Source organism: Flavobacterium sp. OHVDL-2026-0007 (assembly GCF_059882335.1).
Map to the genome: position 1 here is coordinate 2,115,499 of NZ_CM187612.1, position 18,190 is coordinate 2,133,688.

Annotated in this window: 19 protein-coding genes; 3 read left to right on the forward strand and 16 right to left on the reverse strand. The window is 33.8% G+C overall.

The features are described from left to right. Positions 1 to 2: 2 nt before the first annotated feature. The 11 genes from AC51AA_RS08140 to AC51AA_RS08190 are packed head-to-tail and all read right to left on the reverse strand — an operon-like array spanning position 3 to position 12,322. A complete protein-coding gene (locus AC51AA_RS08140; protein ID WP_500705466.1) occupies positions 3 to 2,258 on the reverse strand; it encodes a hypothetical protein in 2,256 nt (751 codons plus the stop codon). Further along, positions 2,258 to 6,763 carry a phage tail tape measure protein gene (locus AC51AA_RS08145; RefSeq protein WP_500705467.1) on the reverse strand — a complete coding sequence of 1,502 codons (4,506 nt, stop codon included), beginning with the start codon at positions 6,761 to 6,763 and terminating at the stop codon, positions 2,258 to 2,260. Before AC51AA_RS08145 ends, AC51AA_RS08140 begins: the two co-directional genes overlap by 1 nt. Positions 6,764 to 6,765: 2 nt before the next feature. Continuing rightward, a complete protein-coding gene (locus AC51AA_RS08150; RefSeq protein ID WP_500705468.1) occupies positions 6,766 to 7,350 on the reverse strand; it encodes a hypothetical protein in 585 nt (194 codons plus the stop codon). Further along, on the reverse strand, positions 7,347 to 7,817 hold the full coding sequence (locus tag AC51AA_RS08155) for a hypothetical protein (protein WP_500705469.1): 471 nt from the start codon (positions 7,815 to 7,817) through the stop codon (positions 7,347 to 7,349). Before AC51AA_RS08155 ends, AC51AA_RS08150 begins: the two co-directional genes overlap by 4 nt. Then, a complete protein-coding gene (locus tag AC51AA_RS08160; protein ID WP_500705470.1) occupies positions 7,765 to 7,971 on the reverse strand; it encodes a hypothetical protein in 207 nt (68 codons plus the stop codon). The genes AC51AA_RS08155 and AC51AA_RS08160 overlap by 53 nt, the downstream gene beginning before the upstream one ends. Next, entirely contained in the window at positions 7,971 to 8,846 is an 876-nt protein-coding gene (locus AC51AA_RS08165) for a hypothetical protein (protein ID WP_500705471.1), read from the reverse strand. The genes AC51AA_RS08160 and AC51AA_RS08165 overlap by 1 nt, the downstream gene beginning before the upstream one ends. 10 nt (positions 8,847 to 8,856) lie before the next feature. Then, positions 8,857 to 9,384, reverse strand: coding sequence for a hypothetical protein (locus AC51AA_RS08170; protein WP_500705472.1), 528 nt, complete (start codon positions 9,382 to 9,384; stop codon positions 8,857 to 8,859). A gap of 1 nt (position 9,385) precedes the next feature. After that, entirely contained in the window at positions 9,386 to 9,964 is a 579-nt protein-coding gene (locus tag AC51AA_RS08175) for a hypothetical protein (RefSeq protein ID WP_500705473.1), read from the reverse strand. Between the two features lies 1 nt (position 9,965). Then, positions 9,966 to 11,243, reverse strand: a complete 1,278-nt coding sequence (locus tag AC51AA_RS08180) for a major capsid protein (RefSeq protein ID WP_500705474.1) — start codon at positions 11,241 to 11,243, stop codon at positions 9,966 to 9,968. A 7-nt stretch (positions 11,244 to 11,250) separates the two neighbouring features. Beyond that, positions 11,251 to 11,646: a hypothetical protein gene (locus AC51AA_RS08185; protein ID WP_500705475.1), complete on the reverse strand. Its 396-nt coding sequence runs from the start codon at positions 11,644 to 11,646 to the stop codon at positions 11,251 to 11,253. Between the two features lie 4 nt (positions 11,647 to 11,650). Continuing rightward, positions 11,651 to 12,322, reverse strand: coding sequence for a hypothetical protein (locus AC51AA_RS08190; protein ID WP_500705476.1), 672 nt, complete (start codon positions 12,320 to 12,322; stop codon positions 11,651 to 11,653). A gap of 161 nt (positions 12,323 to 12,483) precedes the next feature. On the opposite strand from AC51AA_RS08190, the gene AC51AA_RS08195 reads away from it, so the two are divergent. After that, a complete protein-coding gene (locus tag AC51AA_RS08195) occupies positions 12,484 to 12,987 on the forward strand; it encodes a hypothetical protein (RefSeq protein ID WP_500705477.1) in 504 nt (167 codons plus the stop codon). Positions 12,988 to 12,997: 10 nt separating this feature from the next. Beyond that, positions 12,998 to 13,147: a hypothetical protein gene (locus AC51AA_RS08200; protein ID WP_500705478.1), complete on the forward strand. Its 150-nt coding sequence runs from the start codon at positions 12,998 to 13,000 to the stop codon at positions 13,145 to 13,147. A 38-nt stretch (positions 13,148 to 13,185) separates the two neighbouring features. On the opposite strand, the gene AC51AA_RS08205 is transcribed toward AC51AA_RS08200, so the two are convergent. The 5 genes from AC51AA_RS08205 to AC51AA_RS08225 all read right to left on the reverse strand — a co-directional run bounded on the left by AC51AA_RS08205 (position 13,186) and on the right by AC51AA_RS08225 (position 17,214). After that, positions 13,186 to 14,607: a phage portal protein gene (locus AC51AA_RS08205; RefSeq protein WP_500705479.1), complete on the reverse strand. Its 1,422-nt coding sequence runs from the start codon at positions 14,605 to 14,607 to the stop codon at positions 13,186 to 13,188. Positions 14,608 to 14,617: 10 nt separating this feature from the next. Continuing rightward, positions 14,618 to 16,087 carry a phage terminase large subunit gene (locus tag AC51AA_RS08210; protein ID WP_500705480.1) on the reverse strand — a complete coding sequence of 490 codons (1,470 nt, stop codon included), beginning with the start codon at positions 16,085 to 16,087 and terminating at the stop codon, positions 14,618 to 14,620. Positions 16,088 to 16,100: 13 nt separating this feature from the next. Further along, on the reverse strand, positions 16,101 to 16,328 hold the full coding sequence (locus tag AC51AA_RS08215) for a hypothetical protein (RefSeq protein ID WP_500705481.1): 228 nt from the start codon (positions 16,326 to 16,328) through the stop codon (positions 16,101 to 16,103). A 2-nt stretch (positions 16,329 to 16,330) separates the two neighbouring features. Next, entirely contained in the window at positions 16,331 to 16,498 is a 168-nt protein-coding gene (locus AC51AA_RS08220; RefSeq protein ID WP_500705482.1) for a hypothetical protein, read from the reverse strand. Between the two features lie 92 nt (positions 16,499 to 16,590). Continuing rightward, the gene (locus AC51AA_RS08225) at positions 16,591 to 17,214 is read right to left on the reverse strand and encodes a terminase small subunit (RefSeq protein ID WP_500705483.1); all 624 of its coding nucleotides are present in this window, start codon (positions 17,212 to 17,214) and stop codon (positions 16,591 to 16,593) included. Between the two features lie 118 nt (positions 17,215 to 17,332). Here AC51AA_RS08225 and AC51AA_RS08230 point away from each other — a divergent pair, with 118 nt between their 5' ends. Next, positions 17,333 to 18,070: a hypothetical protein gene (locus AC51AA_RS08230; protein WP_500705484.1), complete on the forward strand. Its 738-nt coding sequence runs from the start codon at positions 17,333 to 17,335 to the stop codon at positions 18,068 to 18,070. The last annotated feature ends 120 nt before the right edge of the window (positions 18,071 to 18,190 follow it).

Sequence of the window (18,190 nt, forward strand, 5' to 3'; positions counted from 1 at the left end):
ACTTATCTGTTTAATTTTAATACTTTCCACTTTCCGTTTCCGTTTGGCTTTAAATTCAATAAAAAGCCTTTTTCAATTTCGTTATCTTCGTTTATGAACTCTACTAATCCGTATAAATTCAACACTTTTTTACCCAAAATTATACTCGTACCATTTACTTGCTGCATAATGTCAAAATCACAAATATGATCAAACTCAACCGTCTCAGGGATAAATTTTGCCGTTTGTAATTCTGAATTAATGATATCTCCATTTTCTGCATATTCATTACCTCCAATTAATTTGGTTTTAAGTAACCTATTTGCGGTTGATGAGCCAAATTTTAATTTCTCAGTAGCATATTTTATTACGGATGCAGATATCCACCATCCATGGCGCAATAAGCAATTCACTGGTGAAAATCTTAAGTTGGTTGCCGTTTCGGGACTAAAAATACCAGTTGGTGCTTTTTCAAAATCATCTTGCCACTTACGCTGTAAAAATGCACTTGACGGACCTCTTTTTAGATCTAAGAAAAAGATATCTTCATCATATGAGGTGTCTTCTGTATCGTTTAAAGATTTAGGCTTTCTCCTAGCGAATTCCATTCCATAGCTATCAGCTCTGTACTTTGAAATTTGGGTATATATATTCTTGAATTTACTTATAAATGTTGAAAAATTTGACTTCACATTGAACTCATCAAGTCCAAAAGCTTCTTCATAATCTCCACCCTTTTCATAACCAATTTCAATCGCTGAGTAATACTTATCAACTGACGTATTTCTATCTACGTTTTGAACCTGATTTGGAAGCCTAATAGTTACATTCCTATTGTAGAAATAGCTTAGTTCCTCAATTCTAACTCGTTCTGATCTCCCAAACTTCTCTATACCTAAACCAATATTTAAAGCTGCAGTATTGGAAATAAGAAAATCTTGAATAGAAGTAGTTAGAGGTTTGAATAAATTACTTACTGCAGTCTGAGTTGCAGTTTCTTCTTGTGGCAAAGGGAATTTATCAAATTTACGAACCCAAAATCCGTGAGTAAATCCAATAAAAGCCCCTTTTCCATCCACTGGATATCCTAAATCCTTTCTCCCGAAATAATCTGAATAAAATGCGCCTTGTTTATTTGTTGCGATTGTTACTAATCGTTCCGCTAATTCATGTGCTAAAATTGCTTTTGTTGTTGATTTATTTTCAAAACTATCTTCCTCAATATCTAGTGTACAAACAACGCTATCAACAGTTATTTCAAGTCGTTGTGATGATGTATTTCTGAAATCTACATTTTGATCAAACATCAAAGCCAAACTTTCATTTTCTAATATTGAGATTGTTTCATTTAAAGTCACGGAAAAAGTTTTCCCTTGCAAAAGGGAAAATGAAGAATAAGAAGAAGTCGGATCACCAAATAAGAATTTATTTTTCTTAAAAACATAATCAGGCCCATCTTTATAAGTTGCTAACCTCACTGTGAATCTAAATTTGTCTATATCATCGAAAACGGAAATGTTTACTCTAAATTGAAGACTTAATTTAATTTTTAAATCTCTAGGCTTATCCGAAATTGCAAAAAACATATTGCTTGTTGTACCATTTCCTATTTTGCCCCAATTATTATCCCCTACTAATGATCCTGCAATAGGTTCATGAGCATTTTCATGAGATTTATTTACTAATCCTAATGGAACAGAAATTGTACAACCTCTAGTATTACCATCAGATGAAGTATTAGATAATTTTACAGAGTTTTCATTCACCTTTGTTGCAAATTTTGTCTGTAGAAAGATTCTTCTACCATCAAGTTCAACTTCAATAGTATTCAACCCTGGTATTACTGTATCATTTGAGGTTGTTGTACGATCAACCTCAACGCTTTCAGAATCTCTAGCTTTCAATTCCTGTTCCAAGCCGCCAGAATTAAACTTAACTGCAACCTGTCTATCTTTTCGGTTCCAAGTTGATAAATCTAAATAGCCGGAATATGTTAAGGTCCAAACATCTGTATGTGGATGTCTTTCATTACGAATTAATTCTATTTCGGCCATTATTCCATCCAAGTCATAAACTAGCTGAATGTATTCCGCAGCATCTTCGATGAACCTTAATGAATTGGAGAACTTCGCAAAAATACCATGGTATTGTTCGTGCCTTGCATACTCTTTATCATCGTCATTCCAGCCAATAGGCTCTATAGTTATCAGTTCTCCTAAATTTTTGTTCTTTAGGATATACTGAATACGGTCGTTATATTGTGTATTGATATTTCCCATTAGTTCCAGCTAGTGTTTTTTGATTTCCAATATGCATGAGGAATGTCGATTTTAGGCGACTTAAATACTGGTTGTTTTTGATTCTGAATGGCTTTTCTTGTCAACTTCATCTCCTCCACTAATTCTTTTCCATAAGAAGCTTCAAAATATTGAGATGCTTGGAAATCACTCATCTTTCTACCTTCCATATTAAGGCTAGACATCATGGCTGCCCTTTGAAGCTTATTATAATCGTCAAAAGATTTATGTACAGTGTCACCTTCATACAACTGAACAATTCTATTTACGCCTGAATACATTCTTGCGGTACCATCTTTTGATTCAACAACTTCAGGAACTCCACCATCATTAATCATGGCAATTTCTTTTGGACCTCCTTTACGTCCATCTTTGTATTTAGGAATTGGAGTAGCCACAATTGCAGCAAGTTGAACAGCAGCAACAGCGGCTGTAATTACGGCAAGCGCTAAACCAATTCCAGGTCCCGCAGTTAAAGCTGCTGTAACAGCTTTTGCAGTATTATAACCAGCCTCGGTAATAGCTAATGCTTTATTAAAAATGGCCTGTTTTTCCTGTTCTTTACGCTTCTTTTTTTCTAGAGCATCATTCTTTTTATCTCGCTCTTTCTGCAATAAGTCTTTTTGCTTTTCATCTTTACCAGCTAACTCTATTTGTTTAGCGAAATATGCATCATTAGCAGATTGTTCAGCTTCGATATTCTGAATTCTAGAGTCAAAAATAGCATTACCTAAATCCTGCAAAACATCTTTTAATTCTAAAGCCTTCTCTTCAAGTTTTTTAAAATTTTCCTCTTCAAAAAACAACTTTTTCTTACCTGAAGTGTCATTGTTTTCAACGTCAATATCTGAATTCTCTTTTTTTAACCTAGCAAGATCATTATCAATTTGAGCGCGCTTTTCTGCTGAAATCTTTTCATTTTCTGGAAGTTTATCCTGAGTTTTAAGCAAATCTTCAATTGCTTTAATCTGAATATTAAGACCTTCTTTAGCATACGCTCTTTTGATCTCAACTATTCTTCTCTCATGTTCTTCTTGAGCTTTTTCAAGATCACTATTTGCATTTAATGAAGCATTGTAAAGTATGTTTTCAGCTTCAAGAGCTTTATTTAATTTTGTATCCTGATTCAGAACCTCAGCATCCATTCTTTTTTTCACTTCTTCAACTTCACTATCTATAATCTTCTGACGATCCTTGACACCTTTTTGAGTTAATTTCTTTTGATCATCTTGATATTTCTCAAGGATCAATAACTGGCCAGCTGTTAATTTCTTTTTCTTCTCACCACCTTCCAAAATGGTTTTGATTTCCAAATCGGAAAGCTCACGCATAAGCTTTCCAGTGTTTTCGTTATATTTCCCTAATTGGGATAATTCGAACGCAGCTGCGTTTCTAATTTTCTCCGATGCTAATTGAGTATAATCAGATAAAGCATCTAGTCTTTTATCATAAGTTGCTTTGTCATTATTCAATATCTCATCATCCATATCAATTGATACTTGTAATCTAAATTGTTGAAGCTTGAAAAGATCTTCGAGCGCTTTCTTTTCAGATTCATATCTTTCTTTAAGCATTTTTAATCTTTGAGCCTTGGCTTTTTTGCTTTCCTCGGCTTTAAATTGAGCATCTTTTACAGCAGCATCTTTATCTAAATCTTCAAGCTGTTTTTGTAACCTTGCTTTTTCTTCCGTTGCTAGTTTTGAGTTTTGAGTCAAACTTGCCTTATTGAAGTTCAACTTGTCTTTTTCAGTTTTAATTAATTCGTCAAAATCGTCTGTTGTTCGCCCTTGTTTATTTACGCGATATCCGCTTTTTTCTAAGGCATTTTGTTCAATTTGAAACTGAGCAATTCTTTGTCTAGAGCTATTAATATCATTTTGAGTTCGTTCAAACTCTAAATTTTTTAATTTAGAATAAACATCAATAGAAGCCTGTAAGACCTCCTTTTTTCTTGAAATTTCTTCCTTATCTAATTTATCAGAGTTTCCTCCTTGAGCCTTTTTAAGCCTAATCTCGTCCTCAATTGCTTTGAATCTATCTGAGTTGGATTTGTCTCTTGAATCTGCATAAGACTTCTCAGATTTTTCCAACTCTTTATTGGCATCAACAATTCTTTGAATATTTTTCTCTGCTTCACTCATTTCATCATTGAAGATCATATAGGCTACTATGGCCGCGGACAAAAAGGCAAGTATTAACCCCCACGGAGTTGATTTTACTGCAATATTTAAACCTTCTTGAGCAATCATGGCTTCTTTAGCCGCTGCAGCTTGAGCTAAAATTGATTTAGTTCCAATACCAGTTGCTAATGCAAATCTAATTTGGCCAGCTGTAGCTGCTGTTTGAATGGCACTCCAAGCGGTTGTGACAAAATTCACAGTTTTCATTACCCCTATATATGTAAGTAATACTGTTCCGAACTTCACGATAAAGTCAATAATATCTTTAAAATTATCACGGACAAATTTCAAACCTTTAGCTAGGGTAATGGATCCATTATTTGCATCATTTGCACTTAAAACATAAGCTTCCCATCTATCATTGATATCTGCCAAAATAGAAGAAAGGCTTTCAGATGCAGCAGCAACTTCTTTATTCAATGCCACATTTTCAACATATTCTTTTTTGGCTTGGTCCATGGCGTTAGCCAATAAATCATAATTGGCAGCTAAGGATCCAATAGTTTTAAATGATCTAACCTCATCCAGTCCAAGTTGACCTAACACGACTGCTAAATTTTGCCCCTCATTTTTAGCCGTATTCAATCCTTTTATGAACTTCACAAATACACCTGTTGCATCCTGGTTGAATTGTTTGGACAATTCTTTTTGAGTTAAATTGGTAAGCTTTAAAACTGCTTCTAAATTTTTACCTGTAGCAATAGATTTATTGATTACTCCAAAAGTCTTTTGAATGGAACTAGCAGAAACCTCTGCTTCAGATCCCAAAGAAGAAGTCGCAGCTCCTAAGGCCAAAACTCCTTGAGCTGATGTGTTATAAACTGCTACACCTTTTTGAATCTCAGTAGCATTCGAAAGCACTTCCTTTTCAGTTGTCGCAAAAGAGTTACCTAACTGAGTAATTACAGATGCTAATCGATCAGCATTTTCAAAACTGTCAGTTGATACTTCGATAAACTTGGCAAATTGAGCCACTTCTTCGTCAGAAATAATGTCTGATGTTAATTTTAACTTTTCAATAGCAGTTGAAAACTTCAAGATATTTTCCGTACCGGTTACGCCTAATTGACCAGCCACTTCAGCTGATGCAATTAAACCGGCAACTGTTACACCATCTAAACGATCGCCCAGCTCCACAACTTCTCTTCCGAATTGTTTTAAATCCTCTCCAGCAATATTGGTTGTTTTACCAACAGCTATTAATTGACGGTCAAAATCTAAAACAATTGAAAAAATATCTTTTACAACTACCCCAAATAATTCAAGTCCGGTAACAAGACCAAATGTTGCAATAAGATCTCTGAATGTCCCATTTAATCCCGTGAAAGCACTTTGATAATTACCAATGTTTTTGGAATAATTTCTTATTGCATCGTCAACAACCTTTACTCTGGTATCTAGTTTGTCATACTCTTTTTGAGCAAGAATAATAGCAGCTGTATTTTTGTTTTCAGCAGATAATAACTCAGCTAAACGTTTTTGAGACTCAAGCCTGGCACGATTCAATTTTTCATAAGCGCCCACCATTCCAAGCCTCTCTCTAGCTTGATACTTTAATTCTTTTGTGGTCTCAGCAAGGGAAACACGTTCTTTAATAACAGCCTTATTTGTGCTTTCAGTGGCTAGTTCATTTTTCCTTTTTAGGCTTATTAACTGATTTTCAGCTTCTGTTTGTTCTTTCCAAACCACTATTCCTTTTTTTGCTAATGCAATCTCACGTTCTTTGGCAGCTAATAAAGCATTTTCGCTTTTTGCATTTGACAGCTTTTCTTTTGTTAGCCTTTCCTCTTGTATTAAAAGATTTATAGCTTCCTTACTTGAATTTAATCCTTCTTTTTTTAGCCTTTCTTTTTCAATTTCTATTTTTTGAAGTTGTTGCTCAGCTGCCAACTCTTCTTTTTGAGATTTAGCTTTTTGTTGATTTAATTTCTCTTCTTCAATAAGTAAAGAATTTACTTTTTTTGCAACTTCAGCTTTTTTTGATTCTAAGTCTAACGCTAATTTGTTGGTAACAATAACAGCTTGCTTAATTTTGTTCGCTGAAATCTCAGCGACCTCTTGTTTTTTTATTGCATCAATAGCCTGCTGAGTTGCTAATGCTTCAGCCTGTTTAGTTGTGATATAATCTCTCTGATTATTTGCTCCTTTGAAATTTTGAACCTGCTTATTCAATTCTTTTACAGAATCTACCAACACTTTATTTGCATCAATAGCAACATTAAGCTGTTTAGCGTAGTCCTCACCAAACTTCATTGCATCATCAGCAAACATATCCTTTCTGGTAACTATTCCTCCTTTATTTGCCATGATTATGATTTATTATTTTGCGATTGCATTGCTTTTACTTTAGAATGTGCTTGCTTTTGTAAAGCATGGAATTTGTTATAACTAATTAAATTGTAATCAAAATCTAACCCTGTAATTATCGAATAACTGGCCATAATATCATCAATATCATACTCAACACTTTCATCTTCTTTTGGATCTGGCAACATCTTTTGGTAATGCTCGGCTTTGATGACATAAGCATTTGCTTCGCGTTCTATCCTATCAATGTCAGAGTAGTAGGATTCAGAATCTGTAAGTGATAATTTATATCCATAACCAATAAGCATATCATACAATTCTTGATCGAAATCAAATCGCAAACATCCACAACTGATCAGGACAACTTTATTCATAGCGATCAACTCAGATATGCTTTTTGATAATTTTAATACCTTTTTAGATTCGGAAGATTGATTTTTACTCAAATGCTCATCGTATAGTTTGATCCATATATCCGAAATAGCTTCAATATCAGTTTCAACATCACTTAACAAAATGAATTCACCTGTTTCAGCAATTTTTATGAATAATTTATAAGGTATTGTATCGAGGGAATTGTAAATCATATATCAAGCGTGTTACGTATGTGTTCAATAAAAAAAGGAAGTAATCTAGTTTCGATTACTTCCTTTAGATTTTCATCGGATAGTCCAAATAATTCATCAGAAAGCCAACCCGCCTTTGCCCATTCATTTGTTGCTGATCCTATAATTATAGAATTTTTAGGGTCAGAAGAACTAAATCTTAGTACACCCGAAACTTCCTGCATGTAAAAACCTTTGAACCAATCACCAGTATCGAAACCTGTAAATGGATCCCCAGCTTTTTTTCTGCCACCAGACATAACTTCAGTTCCTGGAGAATAAAACCCAATAGGTTTACCAAAAATATCTTTACTGTCTTTTTCAATTTGTTCTTTGTTTTTATCCAGGAACTCTTTTTCAATACTCTTGATAAACTTGAACAAATCATTTTTCAACCTATCCGGCTGAATCTTCTTTGATTTCGTTAACTGTTCTTGAAGTGTGGCCATTTGAAGTTGCAATTTTGTAGGCTGCCTTTAGTTCTTGCTCTCTTTCTTTTGGTGGAAAATTATTAAAGATGTGATTCGAGCCGAAATCATCTTTAAATTCAGCAAAGGACCTATTATAGTCCTTTGCGAATTCTATTCCTTTGTAGATATTCATTAGATTTCTACGACTAATGGTTCTGGAGATTCATACATGATAGTCGTTTGTTGAACAACATCTTTTAATGATAGTGTATAACCAGATGCGAATGCAGTTCCAACTGCTTCATATACACCATTAGCATCAGCTGGAACCAATGTAACAGTTTGAACTACTCCAGCTGCATTTCTAACTACAATGTCAGCAAGTAGCAAAGAGGTTACTTTTGAACCACCTCCAGAACAACCGGCAGAAGCTGTGAATTTGATTGAAGTAGCAGAAGCTGAAACTTGCCCCAAATGAACATCGAAAATACCCTCCAAATCGCTTTCTTCTAATTCTGATTTTACAATAACCTGATTAAGCACGTCATTTTTATCAGCGAAAGTGATTTCTCCTTTTACGTAAGGAACTTTATCTTTTGTCGCTCTGATTCTTGTAAATGTGATAGATTTTATTTTTCTACCTTTTACTTTGGTATTATCAGAAGCAAAAACACCAGAATAATCTCCATCTTCATTGAATTCAAACAATTCTCCGTAAGTACCTGAGTTCTCGTATGATTTTAAAGCAGCATAAGCACAAACACTCAAATAACACTCAAAGGTGATTTTCTCAACTCCTTTAGCTGTAATTTTTGAGAAGTTTCCACTTTCGAACTTAGTGTCCTCAGTAGAAGCATCCGCAAGTTCGTACACTGCAAATAATGGAACCAAGCTTTTAGCTTTGATTGCCTCTTTCCATGCTGATACAGTTTTAAATTCTGATACTGAAGGAAATTCGAAGCCATTTGAAATGACTGGAATTTGTAATTTTGATTCAATACATTGTTCCTTGAACCCTGTATTTTTAGGCTTTGTTTCACCTCCACCACATATTTCTAAATGTGTCATGATTTTTTAATTAGTTTGTTAAACAACTTATTTGATATGTTAGATCTCCATTGATTGAAAAAATGTGATATGGATGCATATCACTTAGCTTGATGCCATCAGTATTGAATCCTTTAAGTACTTCTCCAACTCCCTTTTCAATTTCCGTCATGGAGAAATTTGCTCTAGTTCTTAATAATTCTACTGCTTCAATCTCAGCTTCCATATCTGCTCTATGAACTAAGTCTGGATAAGCCTTTTTGAGATTTATAATGAACACTACTTTAATCTTATTCTTAAATTGAATTCCTTCGTTTGTAGTATGCTTATTATCCTCAATAAAAAAGAAAGTAACTGTCTTGCTATCATTTGTGAATACGTCTTTATATTCATTTTTTGATACATAAGCCTCAAGCGTTAAGCCTTTAGCTTTTGATGGGTTTTCAAAGACTCTACCATAGGCATCAATGTCAGTCCAAGACAATTTTCTAAACAAATGAGTTTGGATTTTTTGAATTGCAATATCAATTCCTTTTGGATTTTCTATAGTGTAATTCATATTACCAAGCATTACCATTATTGACTATAACCTTATAAGGAAAGATTACCTTCTGAGCTTTCTTAATGCTTTGTTCCAATTTGAAAATGATTCCTTTAGCTACAAAATGGCCGTTCTCGTTTTTTGCTCCCTCAAGTTCAACCTTCAAAGTCTGGTAACTCATTTTAGCGCTTCTTTCTTCGGAATTTGATCGAGTAGTTGAAATGAATAATTCAAGCATTTTTATAGCAACTGAATAACCAATACAATCATCAAACAATGCTGATCTTTCGGTAATAATACTAGAGTAATCAGCTAAAGGATCGTAATCAACATATGTGTCAAGAATAGATGTAAGTAAAGTCAATACAGCTTGTGAACGAATTTCTTTTAGATAATTGTTGAAATCATCCTCAGACATATTGGTTTCTGGAACAGCTGCAAAAATGTTATCAACTAATACCAGAGAATGATACCAATTGAATTTCTTTCCTGAATTTGCAGTTTTGTTTTCCGTAGTTAAACCAAATGGAAGGCCTGATGATAAGTCAGACCAACCAATACGGTTTGTTAATACATCTATAGATTCTTGAGTATACATATTATACTGATGCTACAATGTTTCCTTCAAATACTAATACTTGCTCTTCTGACAATTTATTTACACCATTCATAATATTCGCATCAGTAGTAGCAATTGTAATTGTTGAAGTTGGTTTAGCAAGTAAATACGCTGCTACGACTGAGGCTTTTGTATAATTCGTGCCTTTGTATGAAAAGTTACCATCACCTTCTGTTTGGGTAGATACATCGGCTTCTTCAGAATCAAGTAAGTAAATACTATCCACTGCATCAATTACGGGAATAGCCAGCGCTTGAGAAGATGTGTGTTCTGAGAACGGCTCTTCTTCTGACCATTTTTTCAAAAGAATATACTTCCCAGCTTTCGCATAAGTAGCAGCTTTTGATTGTCTCGTTTCTTCAGCTAAAATACCATACACTAATCTGCCTACCTTTTGAGTCTCCAAGAAAACAACTTTGTTTACAGCCCATGGAGTTTGCACCGTTCTTACACCATCTCGCTCAGTAATAACAGTTCTATCCACAATTACAATTTGTAATTTGTAACGCTTTTGTAACATGCTATTTACTTGTTCTAAATCCGGAACTGGAACATTTGAGCCTACAAAGTTTTGAGAAAACGCAAAATATTGACGCACTTGGTCGTTGGCGGCCATGTTATCAAAAGTATTTTGATCCATCATCATGAACTTTAACGAAACACCTTTTGATCTGGCTTCTTTAGTTACTCTTTGGATATCATCTAATGGTTTAGCGGCTGCATCTGACCAGGCTTTCACTACGCCAAATTTGTTGGCATCTGAATAACCATAATCAATACGAACTCCCGTACCAACATTTTCAGTATCTTCAATTAAAGCAATACCAGTAGATAAAGCACTTAAGAAAACATATTCCATTTTTTCATAGATACCCATGGTGCATGATATCGCATCATTGAATATTTTTTCTACAATAACCTTGTTTTCTACCTTTTTGTTTACCAAAGTATCAATGTCAGAGAGTTGCTTTTCAGTCAATTTCTTTTTCATACCGACCTTGGTAATATCTCCATTTGCGGTACCAATTGCATCACGTTTTTTCAACGGCAAAGGAGAATCCATTGCAACAATGTCTGCTGCTACAATTGTACTGTTCACTGTCAAAGTTGACCATTTTAGATCTACTGACAATTCCTCTGTAAGCATCGATTTATGAAGGTAGGTTAACTCTGTTTTACCTCCATTGATCTTAGTTACAACACCTAATATAATAGCACTTAGCCATGAGGTGTATTTTACGAATAATGATTCTTTCATAATCTAATTAGTCTTGAGTGAAACGAATCAGCGGTAAGGCTGTTTTCACTGCAGTTAATACTGATGCAATCACATAGAATGATGCATTTTTGTTCACGGTACCTCTTACCATAATTCCGGCAAATGGTTTTGATTTTAATATTGTTGAAATCAAAACACCTTCGTAAGTATGTGATGCAGGCAAAGCACCATAATCACTACCCGAAATTGGCATTGGCTTTAAAACTCCTGTAGCGGTCTCTTTTATGATCAAGTGACCTGCAGGAATTACATCAGGAGTATAAGAAGTAACATCAAGTGTTTTTCCTCCTGGAATAGCCTCTAGCACTTTTACAATAACGATAGAGTCATTTCCTGTATCGTAACTAGGACCTTTTGTAGCTAAATTTGCTGTTGTTGACATGTCTTTAAATATTTAAGTTACCTACAATTTCATCAACAATTGACGCATCTGGCTTTTGATTAGCAGAACCACTGCCCGCGGGACCAGCATAATCATTACTATCAGCACTCACTTGAACCAGTTCTGAATATTCAGACTCTAAATCTTTAATTTGATCTTCGAATGATACTTCAGAATTAACATCAATTCTATTCACCCAACGTTCTTTAAGTTCTGGTTTCATACCTTTAAGAATATCAGATTTTCCAAATAAATCAGATGCTGTTTGCTTTTTAGTTTCAAGAACATTCCCAGTTTTTATTGAGTCAATATCAGATCTTAAATCACCGAAATTCTTTAACATTCTTTTTTCGAATGCAGTCATTCCAGCTGTTTCTTCTTCTTCTTTTTCCTCCTCTTCCTCTTTACTACCTTTAGCTTTTTTTGCTGCTAATTCTTCAGCTTTCTTTTTATCAGCTTCAAGAGTTCGTGTTCTATCGTCCTCTTGAGCTACTGCTACAAAATCAATCACATCATTGTAATCGTTAATGATAGCATCAATAGCTGTTTCGTCAGCATCATCTGCTGGTTTTGGCGCAAGTTTAGCCACATAAGTGTCTAGCCTTTTTTGAGATAAGTTCGCCTTAGGGAATAATACCTTAAGTCGAGCCTTAATAATTTCTGGTTTTACTGCCATGATTAAATGTTTAAATTGTTGATTACTATTAGAAAACAAATGTAATATATTTTACATTATTTAGAATCATTCTAAATAACAATTTTATTTAAGAAGTTTCTTCTATAAAATAAAACCCAAAATCAATTCCTTTATATTTGCCAAAATTGACTTAATAAAATATGAAAGGAAAAATTTGGGCTTCACTCTGCAACATGCAATTCAAGGGGTATTACATAGATTTTCAAGTGACAAGATTTCAACAAATTGATCGGAATATAAATATCTTCTTAGCTATAGCTTCAGCGACTAGTATTGCAGCATGGGCAATTTGGAAGGATTATGCTCAAATATGGGCGATTATTATAGCTGCATCTCAGGTAATAACAGTAATTAAACCTTACTTCCCTTATTATAAATATGTAAAAGAATTAAACATAAAATCCTCGAGTTTAGGAAGTATTAATATTGAACACGAAAAGCTTTGGGATCAATTCACAAACGGAAAAATAACTAAAGATGAAGCTTCTGAAATTTACTACACCTTAAAACAAAAGAGTAATGACATTTTAAAATTTAGTGATGAAACCGTTTTTAGTCACAGTAAAACAATAGAACAAAAAGCTAATAATTGTATGGTAATTTTCCTCGATACTAATTATGGAATAACCCCAAAAACAACTTAAATATATTTTTATGGCAGATGATAAAAAATCTAAAGCAGTTCAAGCTACACTTAACGCTGCAAATAAAGCAGGTAAAGTAGTTGCAGTAAACGAAAGTAAGATTCCCAATTACAGGTTTACTCCTCCTCCACCAGCAGTTAAAAAAACAAAAAAAGATTAAGAAAAGCCACCTTACTGGGTGGCTTTTCTTTTGAATATTTAAACACTTGGCGGTTTTAGTTCCGTAGCAATTTTATTTTCTTGATCAATCAAAAGTATTTCAGCATCAACATCTTCAACCATATCTAAAATACCAATGGAAGTTTTACGGCTAATGATTTTACTAGCAACTGCAACTGAAAGAGTATCTACTGTTTCTTTTATATCTGAAGGTAAGATTGAATTAAATTGAATATCATAATATAACATTGAACCGTCTTTGGCCAACGATGTGTTTGTCGTTTTTGTAACTCCTGAAATAATAATATTCAAACATCTTTCAATAAAAGTTCGAGTTTCTGACTGCTTTAAAGAAGCCTTTATGTCAGTAGCTAAAAACATCAACTTGACCGTCTTTTCAGCAACATTCCCCAATGATTTTAATTTCTCGAGTGACAAATTAGGAACTCCAGAACCGTAAGCTATTGCATCTTCCAATTTATCCAGTTCCAGCTTATTGCTTTCCGGAGCCGTAGTTGCTTCAAGAAAACGAACATCCCCTTTAATTACTTTCCCCTCATCATCTACTGTAAGAGGAATATTGAAATGCTTACCGCTTTCCTCTTTCAAAGGCATATTTTTGACCTCACCCTCGGTTATCAAAATAGGATGTCCGGAATAGTCATTTGAATCACCTAGCTTTGAAAGAGCTACCTCGTGGCGATCAACAGGTGATTTAACTGTATACCATTGTGGCTCTACTTGGCTATCGTATACAACAGGAATCCTATCGAATCCATGAGGTAATGGATTTGCGGCATATGCTAAACCGCCACTTAAATCATTTAAATAATAAGCCTTTTCAGCATCCCAGATCTGTATATTATTAATATCTTTTCCATTAATAGTGCTTTTGTACTCCCACATAAAAGCAATCATATCTCCAGTAGCATTAAAATAAGGTGTCATTGTTCCTTTGGTGTTATCAAGGACCTTTGCTTTTACTTCTTTGGCTTGCTGCTTAAGTTTGAGGAATGCTAAAACCTTATTTAATAGTGAAGTTTGACCACTATCAGCAATGTAAAACTGCATAGCAACTTGTGTTTCTGATAGTTTCAAAATAGTAGCCTCTAGAAGTTTAGAATCAATACGGTTCACCCTCCATATCTGCTTTACTAATTTTGCCAAATCATTGTTTTCAGATGGAATCAAAGTAATAGGTTTTCCAATTACAAAAGCCGCAAGTGTTTCAACAATATTTTGAGCATGATTCAAATAGATCTTAACCATTTTTGACGTCTTACCATCTGCAATCGGTTTATCAATTTGAATTTTACCAATTTGACCTTCCCTTTGAAGTCGATCAAATTCTTTATATTCTTTAATATATTCTGCAATTTTTGCAGCATCTTTGGTTTGGGCCTTAATGGTTTCAATAGCTTTTTTAGGGTCTGATGCGAGTAATAATATCAATTCTTCCATGAATATTTTATTAGTAGTTTAATTGTCTGCTTTGTTCCTCTGTCATTTGGTGAATTGTAGGTTTGCTATTATGTGCGATGTGGCCATAACGAGCAGAATCCCACATATGATTGAATTTATCTAAAGGTTGATTGATTGAAATTCCTGCAATCTCACGCATTTTATAATTCTGCTGTTCCTTCAACGCTTCTTTATAAAGATGATTCTTAACAATGTGAATCTTCTTTTTCTTCATTGAAGTAAGCCAAAACATAACTGATTTAGTTTTACTTATTTTATAAGCATTAACCCATTTGAGTTTCTTTAGGCCTTTAACCATTTCAACGGTTCCCTTGTTTTCTCCGGTGTATTTATCAGCCGAATCACATGGGATTATGTCTTTAGCTTTATCAATTCCTAACTTATCAAGAAGCATTGAAAGCGCTTCTGGTGTTTCGATAGGCTCATAGCTTAATGGCTCAATCCAAATATTGAACTCATCCTCAGCATATCTTGTAAGGGTGTTAGGATCCGTTGTAAATCCAAAGTCATTTGGATATATTGGGGCTTTATCTTCAGGAAACTTATCAATCCAAGTGACAAATGGGAAGATTAATCCTTTCATCGCTCCTCTTAAACCAAGTCCATAAATACGCCAGTAGCTTTCATCAGCAGTACCGTTTTTAATGTTGACTGGATGCGGTGGCGGCTGATTGGTTGGAGATAATGGCTCAACCTTTTGCGTTTCCTTATTGTAGCATTGAACAACATCATCTTTGACAATATAAGAACCCGGTTTCCATGGTTCCGTAATTAAGATCTCATTTCTTTCTTGAGCAGAAATGTATTTGTTGTCTTTGAAAGTTGTTCTCAAAAATGCTACATCAGGCCTTGCAAGTACACTATCAAAAAACCAGTGCTCTGTAAATGATGGGTTATAATCAGCCCACCAGAATTTACGACAACGCATTTTAACTTGGTCGAATACTGATTTCTTAATAAACATTACCTCATTAAAAAATGCATAATCGCATCCTCCACCGTGTTTACCATCACCAATAAAGTATATCTTACTATTCCCAATCTTGAAGCTTTTTATCTCATCATTTTCCTTGAACTTATTTGGTAAACCATAATCATCAAGACGACGTTTAAAATCATCATAAAGAGTTGTTTTAAACTCGTTGTATGTTTCACGATAAATATTGATAGTACATCCATTTGGTTCATAAAACAAGCAAAGCCAAATAATGATATCAATTCCAGACCAAGTTTTTCCAGAACGAGAAGATCCTTCAAGACCAGCTCCGCGGTACCCAGATACTAATTCTGGTTTTCCATCTATTAACTCATACTTTTGGTCCTGGATGGCATTGAAAAGAAGTGTATAATTAGGATTTGTTTCCTCATCAACCGTCTTTAGTCTATCACGTGACATATCAATATCACGTGCCGACAAAAGTTCTTCCAGCTCTAATATTTCAGCATCGGTTAATGACATTCAATTGAGTTGATTATTTGTTTACTTGGATATGGCCCTTTGAGATAAGATGTCCAATTCTTAATTGAACAAAATCTCTTTCGCTCCTAGATAGTTTACTTTTATTTTCTTGAATCAATCTGAATTCATAGATCAGATCGTTGTAATCACTGACAACACGAACAAGAGTTGCTTTTCTTGCAGCTTTACGGTCTTTTCTTTTCTTAAAGTAAGAAGTGATTTTAATTAGAATAGTTTTCATGATTATTGAATTTGAATAGGTTCAACAAAGACATCCTCATCTTTCAAAACAATTCTGATATTGTCGTATTCTTGAGTCTCAGCATAATCTAGAATAGCTAAACCAATCAATGTAGGATCAACAGTTTCTTTTCCTTCAACAAATACACGTCCGTTTACAATTTCTATCATGTCAATGAGCTTTTTAATTACCCTTACAAAGCTAACATATTTTACAACTTACTTACAAATTATATTAGTTTTTAAACATCAAAAAATGATCTCTATTTTTGAGCCTTAGCGATCAATGCAGCAATTCTTGCATCTCGTTCTTCTGGGTTGGACATATCTAAAGACGTTTTCTTTTGCTCATTGTCTTTTTCATAGAAGCCAATATGTTTGTTTATCTTCTCAATGGACCACTCTTTCCCATGAAGTTTAATTTCAATGCCGTATTTTGTTTGCTTGATGCCTTCAATGCACATCTTTTGTTCTTCTGTAAGTTTATCGAAAGTCTTTAACCTTAACTCAGTCCTCTTTTCAATTGTTGTCAAAACTATTTTATTCTTTCCTGTTCCAGTTGTGGTAGTTATGGGGAAATCATATTCATAGTACTCTACATATTCATCAATTCTAGCTTTACGAAGAATATTCAAATGATGAAGCATTTCCAATGATGTAATCTTAAATTCCTTTTCCGCGATATCAGCAACAACAGATTGCAATTCTTTTATCCTTGCGTGTACCTTGCTGTTGTTTAGCACTCTACACGCAGCTTCGTGAATTGACTTATCGCTTTTATTTGAATAGGAATAACCAGCTTCTTTATAAGCCTCAGAGCTAACACCTATTCTTACGTACGCATTAGAAAAGGCTTCCTGTTTTTCAGTCAAATTATTAATCTTCATAGAATGTATTTTGATTAAACAAAAGTAACAAAATATGTTAGTACAACATATAATCTAAAAATAACTACACAATAGTCTATAAAACTTTTATATTAGCAACAAAACACAATATTACTTTATGGAAGACAAAAACAAAACTAGTCTGATTGATTTAGCCACAACGCTTTCTATTGCAGGTGTGTTTTTATATCAAATGGGATGGGCATATCTTACAAATTACTATGAAGCTTTCAATATTGCTCCTTCATATATTGACTTGTCATTTGAGAAAATATTAGTATCAACTTCTTGGACTATTTACCTTCTTATTTTGGCATTTTTTATTGTTATTTATCATTACAATAAAAAATCTGAAAACGAACTAAATCTTTTTGATATAAGCTACATTACACTTCTATCAGTCTTAGGCTTACTTTATGCTTGGTCACGTAATAAAGTAATATCACTAATATCACTCGCATTATACATATTTGCATACCATAAGTACGATTTTTTAAAAGAAAAGTTTAAAAAAGCAGATCGAGTAATTAAAAAAAGTACTTTTCTTATTATTTTAATACCGGTCGTTTATTTTAGCGGTTTAAATTTATTTATTGACAAAGCTAATACGGATTCTCAAGTCATAATTGCCAATTATAGAAAAGACATTGAACTAACTTTAAACCATGACAATAAAGTAATATCTGGAAAACTAATTGCTTACATGAATAATAAATATTTTATACTTGTGAAAAACAAGGATAAAACTCATCTAACATTAGTTTTTAATGACAGCGAAATCTATAACGTGAAATTACTAAGTCAACCATTGACCCCAAAAAGCTCTTTAACCAATTTATTTAACAAACTTTTCTAGCGCTAAAAATGATCGTCCTTTTATCATACCTAGAGACAATGAAGGGAATGTATATTTATCGGTTGATCGTAGTTGGGTACATCATTTCATATATGATATAAAAAAAACCACTCGTCTGAG

Bases quoted from the DNA above. Each gene is read 5' to 3' on its own strand.
- AC51AA_RS08195 (WP_500705477.1), top strand. From the start codon at position 12,484: ATGAAAGGAAAAATTTGGGCTTCACTCTGCAACATGCAATTCAAGGGG.
- AC51AA_RS08230 (WP_500705484.1), top strand. From the start codon at position 17,333: ATGGAAGACAAAAACAAAACTAGTCTGATTGATTTAGCCACAACGCTT.
- AC51AA_RS08200 (WP_500705478.1), top strand. From the start codon at position 12,998: ATGGCAGATGATAAAAAATCTAAAGCAGTTCAAGCTACACTTAACGCT.
- AC51AA_RS08210 (WP_500705480.1), bottom strand. From the start codon at position 16,087: ATGTCATTAACCGATGCTGAAATATTAGAGCTGGAAGAACTTTTGTCG.
- AC51AA_RS08155 (WP_500705469.1), bottom strand. From the start codon at position 7,817: ATGGCCACACTTCAAGAACAGTTAACGAAATCAAAGAAGATTCAGCCG.
- AC51AA_RS08220 (WP_500705482.1), bottom strand. From the start codon at position 16,498: ATGATAGAAATTGTAAACGGACGTGTATTTGTTGAAGGAAAAGAAACT.
- AC51AA_RS08175 (WP_500705473.1), bottom strand. From the start codon at position 9,964: ATGTATACTCAAGAATCTATAGATGTATTAACAAACCGTATTGGTTGG.
- AC51AA_RS08185 (WP_500705475.1), bottom strand. From the start codon at position 11,646: ATGTCAACAACAGCAAATTTAGCTACAAAAGGTCCTAGTTACGATACA.
- AC51AA_RS08145 (WP_500705467.1), bottom strand. From the start codon at position 6,763: ATGGCAAATAAAGGAGGAATAGTTACCAGAAAGGATATGTTTGCTGAT.
- AC51AA_RS08150 (WP_500705468.1), bottom strand. From the start codon at position 7,350: ATGATTTACAATTCCCTCGATACAATACCTTATAAATTATTCATAAAA.
- AC51AA_RS08170 (WP_500705472.1), bottom strand. From the start codon at position 9,384: ATGAATTACACTATAGAAAATCCAAAAGGAATTGATATTGCAATTCAA.
- AC51AA_RS08160 (WP_500705470.1), bottom strand. From the start codon at position 7,971: ATGAATATCTACAAAGGAATAGAATTCGCAAAGGACTATAATAGGTCC.
- AC51AA_RS08180 (WP_500705474.1), bottom strand. From the start codon at position 11,243: ATGAAAGAATCATTATTCGTAAAATACACCTCATGGCTAAGTGCTATT.
- AC51AA_RS08165 (WP_500705471.1), bottom strand. From the start codon at position 8,846: ATGACACATTTAGAAATATGTGGTGGAGGTGAAACAAAGCCTAAAAAT.
- AC51AA_RS08225 (WP_500705483.1), bottom strand. From the start codon at position 17,214: ATGAAGATTAATAATTTGACTGAAAAACAGGAAGCCTTTTCTAATGCG.
- AC51AA_RS08215 (WP_500705481.1), bottom strand. From the start codon at position 16,328: ATGAAAACTATTCTAATTAAAATCACTTCTTACTTTAAGAAAAGAAAA.
- AC51AA_RS08140 (WP_500705466.1), bottom strand. From the start codon at position 2,258: ATGGGAAATATCAATACACAATATAACGACCGTATTCAGTATATCCTA.
- AC51AA_RS08190 (WP_500705476.1), bottom strand. From the start codon at position 12,322: ATGGCAGTAAAACCAGAAATTATTAAGGCTCGACTTAAGGTATTATTC.
- AC51AA_RS08205 (WP_500705479.1), bottom strand. From the start codon at position 14,607: ATGGAAGAATTGATATTATTACTCGCATCAGACCCTAAAAAAGCTATT.